This window comes from Chryseobacterium sp. C39-AII1 (assembly GCF_039672645.1).
Taxonomy (GTDB): domain Bacteria; phylum Bacteroidota; class Bacteroidia; order Flavobacteriales; family Weeksellaceae; genus Chryseobacterium.
Genome location: NZ_JBDFPQ010000004.1, coordinates 254,519 through 270,454 on the forward strand (window position 1 = coordinate 254,519; position 15,936 = coordinate 270,454).

Here is a 15,936-nt window from a genome sequence, read left to right on the forward strand (position 1 = left end):
AGTTATTTTAAGTTTAAATAAAATTTTTCGATTTGAAAACTTCAAATTCTTTTCGGTCATAATCCGGACACGCACCTGCTTTTGAAGTTATAAAAGCTCCCAAAGAAATAGCTTCTGTCATGATTTCTTCAGCATTTTTATTCTGAATTCTTTTAGAGATAAAACCTGAAAGAAAAGCATCGCCACTACCCACTGTATCTACAACCGTGATAGGAACTGCAGTGAATCCGTAGTTATGATTTTCCACAAAATATCTTGCTCCCTTACTTCCTTTGGTCAATACGATTTCTCTGATTCCGAAATGATTTTGAATATATGCAGCACTTTCGTCTTCGCTTTTATACTCTTCGCTCAAAAACTGCATAATCTGCTTCATTTCAGCCTTATTCATTTTCACGATATCCGCTTTATGAAGAAGCTCTTTAATCAAATCGATATCGATGAATGGCGGACGGAAATTCACATCAAATATTTTCAGTTTGGCGAATTCTAATAATTTGAAAAGAGTTTGCTTCGTCTTTTCATTTCTTGCCGATAAACTACCGAAAACAAAAGCCTCCGCGTTGGAAATAAGTTCTTCATGCTCAGGCAAAAATTCGATATAATCCCAAGCTACATGATTGATAATATCATAAGTTGCTTCATTATGCTCATCAATTTTCGCAATAACGGTGCTTGTAGGATGCTTATCATCAATCTGGATATAATCTGTAGTAATGCCCCATCCTTTTATCTGTTCCAACAATTTTTCACCTAATTCATCATTCCCGATTCTGCTGAGCATTTTAACATCGGTTCCGGACTTGTAAATATTATATGCAGCATTGAAAGGCGCACCTCCCGCTTTTGAACCCTGTGGAAAAATATCCCAAAGAACTTCACCAAAACTTACTACATAAGGATTTTCATTTATCATAGGTTAAACGTTTAATTAATTAACTAAATTTTTTATTTTACTGAATTTTTATTGACTAATTTTGCCGAAAAGGAAACTTTTTTTCCATCCGGAATATATTTACCGATCTGTGCATCAAGAAGTTTCACAGATTCCTGTGCCATTTCTACCAAAGGCTGCTGTACATAATCTATTTCTGTTGGGAAAAGCTTGTAAGCTTCCGTTTCATCAAAAGCAATCACGGAAACATCCTGAGGTACTTTTATATTATTTTTGTTTAAATAGCTTAAACCTGCAACCGCAAGTTTGTTACTTGAAAAATAAATAGCCGTTTTCTTCTGAATATCTTTTAAATTTTCAGAAAGTTCATGATGAATATCTTCTGTGATATTATGAATTCCGATTAAAACTTTTTTATATTTAACCAAAGATGATGAAATTTGCTTATCAAATCCTTCCTGTCTGTCAAGTAGATGTGGGAGTTTGGTATCATAACCCACATAAATAATCTCTTCAAAGCTTTTCTCAATCAGATATTCACAGATGTATTCTGAAATCTCGGAATTATTAATCATTACTCCGGGAATCGCCACATTTTTTAAGTATCGGTCGATGGTTACCACCGGATATTCTTCTTTAATCAACTTTTTAATCGCATCATCCGAATCTACAACAGGCGCTACAATCATCCCATCAACCTGTTGTTCGGAAAAAAGTTCTGTCAGTTTTTTAAACTTTTCAGGATTTTCATCAGAACTTCCGATAAGAAGCGTATAGCCCATTTTCATTGCTTCATCTTCAATATTTCTGGCGATATTTGAATAAAAATCATTAGAAATATCGGCAACGATAAGTCCAATTAATTTACTCTTATTGGTCTTTAAACTTTTGGCAATTTTATTAGGCGTATAGTTAATCGTTTCAGCTACATCAAGGATTTTTTTCTTTGTTGCTTCGCTGATTCTGCTTCCTTCTTTTCGGTTTAAAACATAGGAAACAGTTGCCACAGATACTCCGGCAATTTTCGCAATGTCTTTAATGGAAGCTCTTTTCATAGAAACTATTTTACGATACAAAAGTATTCTATAAAACAATTACAATACAATACCCTCTTTTTTTTGGTCAGTTAAAAAATTATTGTATTTTCGCGACTTTTTGAAAAACAGCAAGAATTAAATTTAAAACACTATCAATCAACATTTTAAATATATGTAATTTGCTTACTATTAATTTAATGTTAAGCAAATATAAACTGTCAGATTGTATTTAAGCTAAATCTGGTTAAACGTTTATTCAAATAAAATGTAAAAAAAATTCAAACTTATCCTTATTCTATGTTTTAAAGTATCAAAAAACTGATAATTTTGATTCAATTATAATTAATTTAATGGAGATAAACGAAATTCTTGATTCTATTTATAAACTACCTGCTTCGTCAAAAGAAAATCTGCAGCAATACATTACTGAAGTTTCTCATCCCAAATCATTTTGTCTGATGGAAGCTGAAAAGGTAGTTCCTTATGTTTACTTTATTAAAAAAGGAATTGTGCGGGCGTATGCGTCGCGAGAAGAAAACGATATCACGTTTTGGTTTGGCAATGAAGGTGAAACTGTGGTTTCGATGAAAAGTTATGTGGAAAATAAGCCGGGATATGAAAATATTGAACTTTTGGAAGATTGTGAACTTTATAAACTTGAAACTGAAAATTTAAGAAGATTATTCAACGAAGATATCCATATTGCCAATTGGGGAAGAAAATTTGCTGAAAGAGAACTGGTAAAAACGGAAGAATTGATTATTTCAAGACAGTTCAAAACCTCTTTAGAGCGATATAAAGATTTAATGCGTGATAAGCCAAGCCTTTTGAGAAGAGTTCAGTTAGGTCATATTGCTTCTTATTTGGGAATAACGCAGGTGAGCTTGAGCAGAATTCGGGCGGAGATTAAGTGAGTTTTGTGTGTTTGAGAGTATGAGAGTTTTAGAGTTGGAGTGTGTTTTTCTGCAAAAAAATAATTCATTTTTTAACAATTGTAAAATTTTCTACGCTCCTAAAGTCGGAACTTTGCGCGAGAAATTTATAAAAAATGAATTGGATTATCTTAATTATCGCGGGATTATTTGAAGTAGCATTTGCCTCATGTTTAGGAAAAGTAAAGGAAACTTCTGGAAACATTATGTATTTATGGTTTGCGGGGTTTCTTATTTCTTTAACGGTAAGTATGTTATTGTTAATCAAAGCGACACAAACTTTACCTATCGGAACCGCTTATGCAGTCTGGACCGGGATTGGCGCCGTCGGAACCGTTTTAATGGGCATTTTTTTCTTTAAAGACCCGGTAAGCTTCTGGAGAATATTTTTCATCATAACATTAGTAGGATCTGTAATTGGATTAAAATTTGTTTCTCACTAAGTAAAGAATTATTAATTTTTCATATCTTAGTGAAAATTTTTAAGTTATGAAAAAAGCTTTATTATTACTACTAACGGGAGGTTTATTATCTGCACAAACCTCAGATTTGCTCTCTTACAATTGGTACATGACCAAAATGGTAACTAACAGCGGACAGACAACGAATGCACCTGCTAAAGATGGCCCGATTCCAGCCTCAACTTTTGTGGCAAACGGAGGTACAAGTTTTACTTTTAGTTCAAATTATGTGAATACTTCTACCTTGGGTTTCAATACCATGTCTGGAAGTACTTACATCACCAAATCTTCGGGAGGCTGTACTTCAACAGTTTATAACGGTACAAATGCAACTGCGGTAATTGATTATGATCAAAAAAACTGTAATCTTTACAATGATGGAACCAATGGAGCATTTTACCATTATGAAATTCAAACGAATGGAAATACAAAGACATTGATTATGACAGCTCCTTTAGGTGATAAGTTTTATTATGATGGCGTTGCGATTGGTGTATTGGGAACAAGCGAAACGGCTTCTAAAAACAAAACTTTCTCAGCTTATCCTAATCCTGTAAAAGAGGAATTAACCATTGATAATGTTTCTAAAAACTTATCTATAAAAATCTATGATTTCTCAGGGAAATTAGTTCAAGAAGGTAAAACGACTGATGGTAAAACTAAAATTAACACCAATGATTTACCAAAAGGGCAATATATTTTGTCTGTAGAAAATCATAAAGGGCAAACTTTTATTAAAAATTAAAACTTCTATCAAATTAATAAAAAACACGTCTTCCGAATTGGAGACGTGTTTTTGTTTTATTTCTTAAAAACAACGGGAAGAATTTCATTCGTTCTTAGTCCGTATTTTTTGATTTCCTCTGTGGAGAATTTTTGTGAATAAAAGTTAGGTTCTGTTTCAAAGCCTGCTTTTCTTAAACGATCGAAATAATCCATTCCGTACCAGCGGACGTGATCGTACTGTCCAAAATGTTTCTGTCTTTCCTTCGGATCTTTTATGCTAAAATCTTCATAGGTTTTTTCCAATGAGTTTTTCATTGGAACCTGAAGAATTCCCCAGCCTCCTTTTCGCATCACTCTATACAATTCGCTCATCGCTTTTGCATCGTCTTCAATGTGCTCTAAAACGTGATTACAAAAAACAATATCAAAACTTTCATCTTCAAACGGAAGATCCAGAATGTCTGCTTTTATGTCAACAATCGGAGAAAATAAATCGGCAGAAATATAATCCAGATTTTTCATTCTTTTAAACTTCCTCAAAAATTCCTGTTCTGGAGCAATATGAAGAACTTTATAGTTTTTAATGAAAAAGTCTGTTTCGTTTTGAAGATACAGCCACATTTGGCGATGTCTTTCCAAGCTTAACGTTCCGGGAGAAAGTGCATTTTCACGCTGATTTCCGTATCCGTAAGGAAGAAACTTGCGATAATATCTACCATCAATAGGATCCTGAAATTTATCACCTTTAAAAAACTGATAAATAAGAGGTCGCGCCCAAATGCTCATTTTAATCAGCATCGGACGTGGAATTTTATTTAATAAAAGTTTAGTGACTTTTTTCATTAAAAATCCAATTGGAAAGCTTTTTCTTCATCACTTACAATTCCCAATGCTTCGTAAACATATTGGAATGTAGAAAGCAATACCGGCTTACCGTTGATTACCGCTACATCGTGCTCGAAATGCGCAGAAGGTTTGTTATCTAAAGTAGTCACCGTCCAACCATCATCATGGAATTTCACTTTTTCAGTTCCAAGGTTAATCATCGGTTCGATCGCAATTGCCAAACCATCTTTGATCACTTTACCACTTCCCTGTCTTCCATAGTTCGGAACCTGAGGATCTTCGTGCATTTTTCTACCAACACCATGACCTACAAGCTCTCTAACCACTCCATATCCTTCTTTTTCACAGTGAGCCTGGATCGCGTGAGAAATATCTCCGATTCTCTTTCCTCTTACACATTGTTCGATCCCTTTATAAAGAGATTCTTTCGCAACTTTTAAAAGCTTTTTAGTTTCAGGAGCCACTTCACCGATTTCAAAAGTGTAAGCGTGATCTCCTACAAAACCATTCAAAATAACTCCACAATCAACAGAAAGTACATCACCTTCTTTCACGATATCTTTATTCGGAAAACCGTGAACCACCTGATCGTTTGGAGAAATACATAAAGAATTCGGGAAACCACCGTATCCTAAAAATGCAGGTTCAGCACCGTGATCTTTAATAAAATCGTGTGCTAATTTATCTAAATGCAAAGTATTGATACCCGGTTTGATCTCTTTCGCCAACATTCCTAATGTTTTTGAAACCAAACGAGCACTTTCCTTCATAAGACGTAACTCGTCTATTGTTTTTAATTGAATCATGTTCTAATTTATAAATGTAACAATATAACAGTGTATCAGTGTAACAATGATGTGCCTATGCTGATTGGTAGATTGTTATATTGCTAAATTGCTACATCGGATATTCTACCAGAATAACCCTTTTTTCTTTTCTTTTTTAAGCTTTGAATAGGCTAAAACTTCTTTGCCTTCTACACGGAATTCTATTCTCTCCTGAATGATATTGTAGATCTCACCCCAACCTGGGAATCCTCCTAAATTTCTATCATCAATAAACCAATCTGCATCTAATTTTCTTGATTGATTAGCCGAGTCAAAAACTTCTCCTTCAAAACTTGAATTTACAGCATAGAACTCAATTCCGTTTTGTTTGCAGAATTCTACTGCTTCGTCTAGCGTTTTCCCGTGTCTGTAAGTCCAAAGAATTAATCGAAACCCTTCTGCCTGAAGTCTTTTTAATGTTTCGAACGCGAATATTTTAGCTTTCCCAATTGCCGGATATGCATCATCAACAATAGTTCCGTCAAAATCCACCGCAATTTTTTTATTATTTAACATTTTGTCTTTTTTTAGCTTTGCAAAGATAAGAAATAAAAAGAGTGCCAAAAAACTCTAGCACTCCTCTTTTATAATTTAATGATAATATGGAACTAATCTTTCACCCAATTGAACTGAAACTGAAGATCCGGAGTAGAAATTCTATCTGTGATTTTCTGTAATCTTCCCGGTAGTTTCATTAGATATTCCTGAGCTTTTTCTGCCTTTTCATTAAGCCCTTTTATGTGCTCAATTTTCCATTCATCCAATAGATCTTTCATAATATTAATGTAATCCTGACCTGTGTATACCATACATCTTTGTGCAGCATCTGAGAAATGCTCCCAAAGTTCACCAGCTTTCTGCCCCGATTGTCTCATCATATGCGCCGGCATTACGATTTTCTTTCGCATCATGTCTTCAAAAGCGATAATCATTTCTGAAGGATCAATTTCAAGAATTCTAGATACGAAATATTTATATGCTTTAGCATGTCTGGCCTCGTCTGCAGCAATTACGCCACACATTTTAGCCAATTTTCCATTTCCTGTTTGTTTAGCTAATGTTCCTACTCTTCTGTGAGAAATATTAGTTGCTGTTTCCTGAAAACTTGTATACACAAAATTTCGGTAAGGATCCATACTGGTACCGATATCAAAACCATCACTAATAAGGTATTGAGTCGTGATTTCCATCTGTCTCATATTTACCCTTCCACATAAATAAAGATACTTACCTAGAAGATCTCCGTGTCTGTTTTCTTCAGCCGTCCAAGATCTTATCCAGCTTGCCCATCCTACAGCATTTTCTTCCTGATCAATACCTTCTACACCCATTAACCAAGATTCATAAGAAGGCAAAGCTTCTTCTGTAATACAGTCACCAATAAGTGTTACGAAAAGATCATAAGGCATTTCACGTGCAAAAGTCTGAATTTCTTCTAAATCATATTTAAAATCATCACTTGATGGATCTGGAAGATAATCGGATGGCTGCCATATTTTTTCAATTGGTGTTAAAAACTTATCTAGAAAAGAACCAACTTCTTTCCCTAAAATACCCATTACTTCTTTCCTTACTAGGTTCTGATACATCGTACAATTTTGATTTCAATTTACAAAGTTAAAAATTTATTTATTATTTATGCCATAATATTATGTTAATTCTGTCTGATATTAATCATAAAAAAATGCCGTTATACAAATTATAACGGCATTTTTTCTTTAATATTATTCAATTTTAGCTAACTAAAATGATTTTTAATTTTAAATTGAATTTGAACGCAAAGCTCGCAAAGTTTTTTTTAAAACTACTATACTTTTTTAAGTTCACAAAGGCGTTTTCATTTAACTAAGATCTCAAAGGTTTCATTCTTTAAACTTTTATTTTTCAAAGTTGTCATCCTAGAAGGATCTAAGCTCGAATATTTCCAGTTTGTTTTCTAATACTATGCCTCGATGCTTTCAGGATAACAAACTTTATGGATATTTTCGAATATTTTAATGAACGGCTGAAAACCTAGCCCCGATTGCAACGGCATCCTTTTTCTGAAATGCTTGAAAAAAGCGCTGGCGAAAAAGATATAGTGCTTCGACTTCGCTCAGCATAAATTTCAAGCGGGAAAAAGCTTCAAATAAAAAATTAAAAGCAGCTTTTCGATGTAATCAAATAGCTTTAAAAAAAAATAAATTCGGTTAGCTCACTAAAATATCTCCAGTCATAATTTCCGGAATTTCTACGCCCATTACTTTTAGAATGGTTGGAGCAACGTCTCCTAATTTTCCAGGTTTCAGATTCCAAGTGTGCTCTTTATCCATCACGATAAAAGGAACCAAATTGGTTGAATGCTGAGTGTTTGGTGTTCCGTCAGGATTAATCATTACGTCTGAGTTTCCGTGGTCTGCCAAGATGAAAACCGCATACCCGTTTTCATAAGCTGCTGTTGCTACTTTTTCGATACAGCTGTCAACAACCTCTGCCGCTTTTACTGCCGCTGAAAAAACGCCTGTGTGACCAACCATATCGGTATTGGCGAAATTTAAACAAACAAAATCTGCAGTTCCATTTTCTAATTCAGGAACGATAGCGTTGGTGATATCGTAAGCTGACATTTCAGGCTTCAGATCGTAAGTCGGAACGTCTTTCGGGCTCGGACAAAGCAATCTTTTCTCTCCATTAAATTCTTCTTCTCTACCTCCGGAAAAGAAAAACGTTACGTGAGGATATTTTTCTGTTTCAGCGATTCTGATTTGGGTTTTGTTGTGTCTTTCCAACACCTCTCCCATGGTTTCCTCCAATACATTTTCGTCAAAAACAACGTGTACATTCTGGAATGTTTTATCGTAATTCGTTAATGTAATATAATAAAGGTTGAGTTTTCTCATGAAATAATCAGGAAAATCCTGCTGAGAAAGTACTTCTGTAATTTCACGACCTCTGTCTGTACGGAAATTGAAGCTTATTACCACGTCATTATCAACAATTTTAGCCACAGGAACAACGTTTCCGGTTTCTGTTGTGTTCACTAAAATAATTGGTTTTAAGAATTCATCGGTAACGCTGTTATCATAAGACGCTTTAATAGCACCTAATTCATCCGTTGTTTCCAACCCAACACCTTCTACCATGGCATCATACGCCAACTTTACACGCTCCCATCTTTTATCTCTGTCCATCGCGTAGTAACGACCGATAACCGTAGCCAGCTTTCCGACAGATTTTCCCATGTGATTTTGAAGGTCTTCAATGAAACCTAATCCTGAGTGCGGATCACAGTCGCGACCGTCTGTAAAAGCGTGAACGAAAACATTTTCATCCAAGCCAGATTCGTGAGCAGCCGTTAAAAGACCTTTTAAATGGTTGATATGTGAATGCACTCCTCCGTTTGAAACTAAACCGATAAAGTGTACTTTTTTATTTTCTCTTTTAGCATATTCAAAGGCATCCTGAATTACTTTTTCCTGCCCAAGAGTACCGCTTTCTACGGCCATATTCAGTTTTACCAAGTTTTGGTAAACTACTCTTCCAGCGCCAAGATTCATGTGTCCTACTTCAGAATTTCCCATTTGTCCGGCAGGAAGACCTACCGCCAAACCACTTGCTTCAAGCGTTGTGTGCGGAAAATTTTTAAGACAGCTATCTATAAAAGGTGTGTTTGCTTTATCTAGTGCAGAAACGTCCGGATTCATACCCAATCCCCATCCGTCAAGGATCGCTAATATTGCTTTTTTCGACATTATGTAAACTTTTGTAATACAAATTTATTTAATTTATAATGAAATTAATAATTTGAAACGTTTTAATTTTTATTAACAGCGGATATTGCAGTGATTTTACATTTTTGATTTAATAGTTTATACGGTTTGTCATCCTCGAAGGAATCTATGTGTAGTATCCGAAAATCATATGAAGAAATTATTGCTTAGATCCTTACAGGATGACAAATTTTGTGTTTATTTCTTCTTTAAATATTAAGATCTATTATCGATTCAAACCTCATAGTTTTTTGAAACCTATGAGGTTCATAGTTTGTATTTTGAAAGGAAGATAACTTTTGAATATTTACAAATATTTGAATTACAAACTGCATTCCTAGTCGCGATTGAGCGGCATGTTTGAGCTCTTTTCTAGATTTGGCTCGGCGGCTTCGCCGCCGAGCCAAATCTAGAAAAAGCGAGTAGCGAAAGCGGGAAATAGCTCCTGAAAAGTTTGAGAGCGCTAGTGTGTTTTGAGTGTTAGAGTTTTATCAAGTATTTCAAGAAGGCTGACTTCAAAAATTCAATATTTTTTTGCTTTTTTACCAGCTAAATAATTATTATTTTTGCTTTATGGATTTAAGAGATCAACTAAAAAACCTTTTTCCTGAGCATGAAGAGCAGGATTTTGAGATGCCTGAAGAGCAATTCAAGCAGAAAGAGCCTTTGGTATGCAAGTTTGAGAAAAAAGGAAGAAACGGAAAACCTGTAACGATTGTTGAAGGTTGGGAAGGAAGTGAGGAAGAGCTGAAAAATATCTCAAAAAAAATAAAAACCACCTTAGGAATCGGCGGTTCTGAAAAGGATGGAACGATTATTATTCAAGGCGATAATCGTGATAAAATAATGAATATCCTTAAAGAAATGGGGTATAAAACCAAAAGAGTTGGCGGATAAATTAATGTCAGCTCAATCCTAATTATTTTATTTTTAGAAGTAAAAAGGCAAAGGTAAGAAGAGTCAAGTGCGTGAAAGTTAGATTGAATTTAGATCAATTAAATATTGTTAAATATATGTTGATTTAGAAATAAATTTTTGTTTCCGGCATCATTGCTTTTAATTTTTCAATGGTTGTTTTTGCCATTGGATTTCCCGTTAATATTAATGTTTTAAGATTTTTCAATTGTGAAAATTCGGCTGGAAGATCTTTTAAATCATTATTTGCCAAATTCATACTTACAACACCTTTCAACCCTTTTATTTTTGTTGAGATCTGTTTGATATTGTTATTGCTTACATTTAAATATTCAAGATTTTTAACATCGAAAACACCGTCGGGAAGTTTAGCAATTGAATTTTGTTGTAATTCCAGATATTTTAGTTGTTTTGGAAACGATAAATCGCCTAAATCATTGATTTGATTAGCTGAAAGATTTAGTGATTTCAGATTTGAAATATCATCTAAATGATTCGAAATAAAACTGATCTGGTTTCCCTGCAGGTTAATTTCTTCTAAAGACGGAATTTTCATCAGCGCTTCCGGAAAAACATTCAAATTATTGGCATCCAGATGAATGAATTTTAATTTTTGAAGTTTAGCAAGATTCGGGTTAATGCTTGTCAAACTATTCAAACTCATCGAAAAACTTTCCAGTTTTTGAAGTTCGCCAATTTCATCGGGAATAAATTTGATGTTGTTTTCACTTACATTTAAAATCGTCAGTTCTTTTAGTTTAAAAATATATTCATCCATTTTTTCAAACTTATTTTCCATCAGATTCAGAAAAAAAATGGAACTCAATTTTTGAATTTCAGTCGGAAGATTAAACATTGTTTTCCCTCTGAAACTCATGCTGTAAATAGTTTGATTACTTTTTAAAGCATCATCGATATTGGTGTAGGTTGGATATTTTACAGGATCAATCTGTGCTTTTGCTGAGAAAAGTGATAAAACGGCTGCGAATACTAAAAATTTTTTCATAAAAAAGAAAAATTGGCCGCCGATAACAATTACCGGCAGCCAAAAAATTATTAATAACTATTTCTTTACAAGTTTTACGGTTTTCTGGAAACCTCCTTCTGCTTCGATATTTAAAACTAAAATACGAGAAGCTTCAAGCTGAGATGTGAAATCCAGATCTAAAACTTTATTAGTTCCTGAGAATTTTTTCGTGAAAACAATTTTACCGTCCATGCTGTAAGCAGTTACCGAAATGTCTTTCAATCCTTTTGCAGAATTGATTTTCACCAATCCAGAAGTTGGATTCGGAGCAACTGTTATTGTATTTTCCGTTGCTTGATTATCAATTGTTCCTAATACGCTTTCTGTTCCTAAATTATTTTTCAGAGCAATTACCATTGTTGCAGATTTTCCTTTGTAATCAATAGTGTTTCCCGTAGCGTCAATATCTGTAGAGATCGTCGAGTTCGGGTGCTGAACTGAGAAGAATCCAAATTTATGATCTGGCGTGAACGTTAAACCTGTTGGTTCAGAACCTGCCGGCATAGAAGCGAATAATTTCACTTTAGGATTTGCCGCAGTATGATCCGGAGCAATGACCCAGATGTAGTTTTTACCACCATCCTGCAATACCCAAAGGTTTCCAAGCTCATCAAATGTAAGATTATCGTTTCCGTCGCCCCAAGCTTCCGTTTTCACTCCCTGAGCAGTGTCGAAAGAATATGTTGTAGAAGCTCCACCTACGAAAGTTTCAACCTGAGAAGCGGTAGCTCCGTTGTCTTGTAGACGATACACTCTGTCTAAACCTTTTGCCGTGAAATAAATCTTCCCGTCGATCGGGCTGATATCCACATCTTCTACTCCGTTAAATCTTGTTCCACCTACCGTTTGAGCTGCTGAAGCTGTATTATTTTGATCGGCTTTCAGTTTATTAGGAACCTGAAGCCAGGTTGCTGTTGTTCCCACAGGATCGCCCGCTGTTGTTAATCCCTGATCTAATTTTAATACATACAGATCTCCTGAAGAAAGGTCATTTGGCGTATCTGCAACAAATTTATAAACCATGTGAGTTCCGCCGTCTTCACCGTAATAAGCGATAGTTCCGGCATTGTTGATAACCACATTTTCATGGTTCATTATTCCCATTTGCCAAAGTTTACCTTTAGTTCCGTCTGCATTTTTAGAAATAACCTGAGCTGTCGCAGGATCTATCTCTACCAACCATCCGTAATCTTTCATTCCATCTCCGTTTACATCGGCTGAAGTAGTTTGCTCTTCAGCTGTAATGATGGTTCCCCAAGGTGTAATACCTCCCGAACAGTTTCTGATGGTTTGAACCAAACTAGGATCTGAGAAACTTACGGCTCTCGATCTCGACAATTGCCAAAGTTTTGAAGTAGGATTATAGTTGATTTCAGCCATTGTTACGCCACCCGGATTCGTTTCATGGTTTACAGAAAGATAGCCGTTAGTACTGCTTCCGTTTTTAGCAACATACGCTGTAAAGTCGTTTTGTCCACCTACTAGACCTCCGCCTTCTGTATAATTATCACCTTCTTTCAGGATCATTTGATACTTGTGTTCAGCAGGAATAATTAATTTCCCCGTCTGAGCTGTAGGAACAATAGAAGTAAAACAGCTGATGTGAGCCGCATTACACGTTGAAGGGTTCACCACAACAGGTCCCGTTGTTTTAAGATAAGCATCGATTCTTAAATCTGAACTCGTAGCGCCTCTGTTGTGCAATTCGATAGAAATTCTGTTGGTTCCGTTTACGAATTTAGCCTTTGGAATGGTAAAAAGATTGTATGTATTTTCTGCAGCACCATCGATTGTTGTGCTAGACCAGGTATTGAAATCAATAACTCCCGTCGGCATATTATCTCTGATGATTTCTTCCCCGTTAAGATAAACCACGATACCATCATCTCTCATGATTCCCATTTCCATATTATCGGTAAGATCGGCAAGATTTACCGTAATATCTTTTGCAAAATAAGCCGTGATAAGTCCCGTTGCAGTTTGTGTAGTTACAGGATCGCCGTATCCTAATGGTCCGTTTCCTGAAGACCAAGTAGAAATATCATACGTTTTGTCTTTCCACTGAGAAGGCTGTGCCTGATTGTTGTCTTTGTAGCTCCAAGAAGAATTTTTGTTGAAGATGAAAGTCTGAGCCTGAAACGCAGAACTCGTCATCACAGCCAGAGCTGCAATCGTGAATAGTTTTCTGTTCATTTTTTACTTAATTTTATTAGACTATGCAAAACTATTTTATTAGTCCGAACCCTCTATTAATAGGATTTTAAATAAAATATGGAGAATATTAATTAATCAATAAGCCAATGTTAAGGGAGTTAAATAATTGTTAAGAATGCAACTTTTGAAAAATTAAGACACTTTTTGGTGTGCAAAATTCATTTTAAATAAAAAAAGAATGACCAAATTGAATTGATCATTCTTTACAGCAAAGTCGTCTCGACTTTTATTTAAATAACTAAAACTATATTTTTATCTCAGAAAAATCCTTCGATTGTTTCGAGTTCAATGATTGTTGATTACTTTCTGCTCACATCCGTCAAAGAATTCAGGAAAGCGATAATCTGTTTCATTTCTGTTTCACTTAAATCTAATTTATCCGGCGGCAACGTTTGATTTTTCATTTTTAAGCCTAAACCTTCTCCTCCACCTTCATTATAGAAATCCAGCACTTCTTCCAGCGTGTTGAACGCTCCGTTATGAAAATAAGGTTTCGTTAAAGCAATATTTCTCACCGTTACTGTTTTAAAAGAATTTTCATAAATCCATGAATTCTCTTTTTTCACCGGACTTTTAAATCTTCCTTTATCATCATCCAATTCAATCGGCATTTGTTTGATCGGTTTTTTCGTCACGCCCAATACTTCAGATTCATTTTCATTAAAAAACGGCGGAACCAATCCTGAAAAATGTGGTGCAAAATGGCAAGTCGCACAATTCGCTTTTCCCATAAATAAATTATATCCTTTTTTCACGTCCTCAGGAACCTCCTTTTCATTTCTCATGAATTTATCAAAATCACTTTCAAAAGAATACAATGACGCAACATAAGAGCTCAACGCCTTTGAAAAGTTCTCTTTACTAACTTTTCCGTCTTTGAAGGCTTTGGCAAATGCTTTTTTATACTCAGGTTTTGTTTTTAACTTTTTGATGATACTTTCATAGCTTGTATTAAACTCATCTTCGTTATAAATTACGTGCTCTGCCTGTTGTTCGAGATAAAAAGCTCTCAAATCATAGAAAAATCGCTTGGCAAAAACTGCATTATACAACGATGGTGAATTTCTAAGAACTGTTTTTCCTTCCACATTGCTTTGAGATTTTGTTTTCAAATCTGTAAAAGCATTTTCAGGCAAATGGCAGGTTGCACAGCTCATTTTTCCGTTGTCGCTTAACTTTTGATCGTAAAAAATTTCTTTTCCTAAATTTTTCAAATCAACATTATCTTCAGAAGATTTTAGTAAAGTATAAAAATAAGGATCCAGAAAATCACTGCCGAAAAAGTTTTTGCTGTTGACATTCCAACCTGAAAATTCTTTCAGATCATCTGCTCTCCCATCCCATTTTCCAAATTCTTCGTATAAAGGCTGAATATATTTTTTGTAAAATTCAATTCTATCAAACTTTTCAAAATCTGTATTTTTTGAAAGATAATCAAGAGCGCCGGTTAAAATGGTATTGGCTTGCTGAACATTGTAATTTTTAAAATAAGGATCGTCATTAATGTATTTTTTGATTCCCAACATCGCGTGAGAGGCTTCTTCAGAAATATTTAAAGATCCCGGAGTATCAAAACCTGTTACACCCAATGTATAAATTCTGATCAGCTCGATTCTAAGCGGAAGCATTTTATTATTTCCTTTGCTTAGACCGTTTTTCACCGAACTTAAATAAAAACTAGCATAGCTGTTATACAAAAAATCGCTGATCGTTTTAATTTCTTCTTTGTTTTCGCTTGCTTCATCCGAAAAAATCAATTCATCTAAAACCTGCAAACCTTCCGGAGGCAAAGTATAAGCTGAAGTTCCGGCTGCTTCAATATGAAATAACGGTGCGGCGTTCAAATGTGTTTTTGTAAATTCAGGATAATGATAAGCGATGTAAAATTCTATTTCTTTGAAAGAATTTCTCGTATTTCTCAATGATTCCCGAAGTTTCTCTAATGAAATCCTATCTTCAGAAAAATCATAAACATCTGATTTTAATTGATTTAATTTCGTTTTAAAATCACTTAATCCCTTATTTACTACGGTATTTTCACTTTCGACTCCCTTGTAAGTCGGGTTAAAAGACATCACGGCAAAGCCGATCAAAAGGACAATAATAGCTAAAGGATAGGATCTCATTAATTTTTTTGCGCAAAACTATCATTTGCCATTTACGAGTGTTTTAACTTTATATTAAATAATGTTTACATTTTATGGAAGGATGCCCGTAATTCACTCAAACGTATTTCATTTTACATTAAAACCATTATGCTTAAATATAAAATAGATGCAAATCAGCTTAAATTTTATATTAATTAAT

14 protein-coding genes are annotated in these 15,936 nt (G+C 34.7%); 4 read left to right on the forward strand and 10 right to left on the reverse strand.

Features of this window, described 5'->3' with window-relative positions:
* Positions 1 to 13 precede the first annotated feature (13 nt).
* Positions 14 to 916, reverse strand: coding sequence for a carbohydrate kinase (locus ABEG63_RS09215; RefSeq protein ID WP_346584270.1), 903 nt, complete (start codon positions 914 to 916; stop codon positions 14 to 16).
* A gap of 32 nt (positions 917 to 948) precedes the next feature.
* Positions 949 to 1,950 (reverse strand): LacI family DNA-binding transcriptional regulator, encoded by a 1,002-nt coding sequence (locus ABEG63_RS09220; RefSeq protein WP_267403170.1) that lies wholly within the window; start codon positions 1,948 to 1,950, stop codon positions 949 to 951.
* Between the two features lie 332 nt (positions 1,951 to 2,282).
* Here ABEG63_RS09220 and ABEG63_RS09225 point away from each other — a divergent pair, with 332 nt between their 5' ends.
* From ABEG63_RS09225 to ABEG63_RS09235, 3 genes are all read left to right on the forward strand, one after another.
* Positions 2,283 to 2,846: a Crp/Fnr family transcriptional regulator gene (locus ABEG63_RS09225; protein ID WP_346584271.1), complete on the forward strand. Its 564-nt coding sequence runs from the start codon at positions 2,283 to 2,285 to the stop codon at positions 2,844 to 2,846.
* Between the two features lie 134 nt (positions 2,847 to 2,980).
* Complete coding sequence (locus tag ABEG63_RS09230; protein ID WP_312399202.1) at positions 2,981 to 3,307, forward strand: multidrug efflux SMR transporter; 327 nt, start codon at positions 2,981 to 2,983, stop codon at positions 3,305 to 3,307.
* Positions 3,308 to 3,353: 46 nt separating this feature from the next.
* Positions 3,354 to 4,070 carry a T9SS type A sorting domain-containing protein gene (locus tag ABEG63_RS09235; protein WP_346584272.1) on the forward strand — a complete coding sequence of 239 codons (717 nt, stop codon included), beginning with the start codon at positions 3,354 to 3,356 and terminating at the stop codon, positions 4,068 to 4,070.
* A 56-nt stretch (positions 4,071 to 4,126) separates the two neighbouring features.
* Here the strand turns inward: ABEG63_RS09235 and ABEG63_RS09240 are convergent, their stop codons facing one another.
* The 5 genes from ABEG63_RS09240 to gpmI form a co-directional block, all read right to left on the reverse strand.
* Positions 4,127 to 4,894: a class I SAM-dependent methyltransferase gene (locus ABEG63_RS09240; RefSeq protein WP_346584273.1), complete on the reverse strand. Its 768-nt coding sequence runs from the start codon at positions 4,892 to 4,894 to the stop codon at positions 4,127 to 4,129.
* Positions 4,894 to 5,703 carry a type I methionyl aminopeptidase gene (gene map, locus ABEG63_RS09245; protein WP_312399197.1) on the reverse strand — a complete coding sequence of 270 codons (810 nt, stop codon included), beginning with the start codon at positions 5,701 to 5,703 and terminating at the stop codon, positions 4,894 to 4,896. Before map ends, ABEG63_RS09240 begins: the two co-directional genes overlap by 1 nt.
* A 105-nt stretch (positions 5,704 to 5,808) precedes the next feature.
* On the reverse strand, positions 5,809 to 6,240 hold the full coding sequence (locus tag ABEG63_RS09250) for a hypothetical protein (protein WP_267403176.1): 432 nt from the start codon (positions 6,238 to 6,240) through the stop codon (positions 5,809 to 5,811).
* 92 nt (positions 6,241 to 6,332) lie between these two features.
* Positions 6,333 to 7,313 (reverse strand): acyl-ACP desaturase, encoded by a 981-nt coding sequence (locus tag ABEG63_RS09255; RefSeq protein ID WP_267403177.1) that lies wholly within the window; start codon positions 7,311 to 7,313, stop codon positions 6,333 to 6,335.
* 600 nt (positions 7,314 to 7,913) lie between these two features.
* Positions 7,914 to 9,455, reverse strand: a complete 1,542-nt coding sequence (gene gpmI / locus ABEG63_RS09260; RefSeq protein ID WP_346584274.1) for a 2,3-bisphosphoglycerate-independent phosphoglycerate mutase — start codon at positions 9,453 to 9,455, stop codon at positions 7,914 to 7,916.
* A gap of 591 nt (positions 9,456 to 10,046) precedes the next feature.
* Between gpmI and ABEG63_RS09265 the strand changes: the two genes are divergently transcribed.
* Positions 10,047 to 10,370, forward strand: coding sequence for a translation initiation factor (locus ABEG63_RS09265; protein WP_267403179.1), 324 nt, complete (start codon positions 10,047 to 10,049; stop codon positions 10,368 to 10,370).
* A gap of 124 nt (positions 10,371 to 10,494) precedes the next feature.
* Here the strand turns inward: ABEG63_RS09265 and ABEG63_RS09270 are convergent, their stop codons facing one another.
* From ABEG63_RS09270 to ABEG63_RS09280, 3 genes are all read right to left on the reverse strand, one after another.
* Positions 10,495 to 11,394: a leucine-rich repeat domain-containing protein gene (locus ABEG63_RS09270; protein ID WP_346584275.1), complete on the reverse strand. Its 900-nt coding sequence runs from the start codon at positions 11,392 to 11,394 to the stop codon at positions 10,495 to 10,497.
* A 57-nt stretch (positions 11,395 to 11,451) separates the two neighbouring features.
* The gene (locus tag ABEG63_RS09275) at positions 11,452 to 13,608 is read right to left on the reverse strand and encodes an alkaline phosphatase PhoX (protein WP_346584276.1); all 2,157 of its coding nucleotides are present in this window, start codon (positions 13,606 to 13,608) and stop codon (positions 11,452 to 11,454) included.
* Positions 13,609 to 13,928: 320 nt separating this feature from the next.
* The gene (locus ABEG63_RS09280; RefSeq protein ID WP_346584277.1) at positions 13,929 to 15,755 is read right to left on the reverse strand and encodes a cytochrome c peroxidase; all 1,827 of its coding nucleotides are present in this window, start codon (positions 15,753 to 15,755) and stop codon (positions 13,929 to 13,931) included.
* Positions 15,756 to 15,936: the final 181 nt, after the last annotated feature.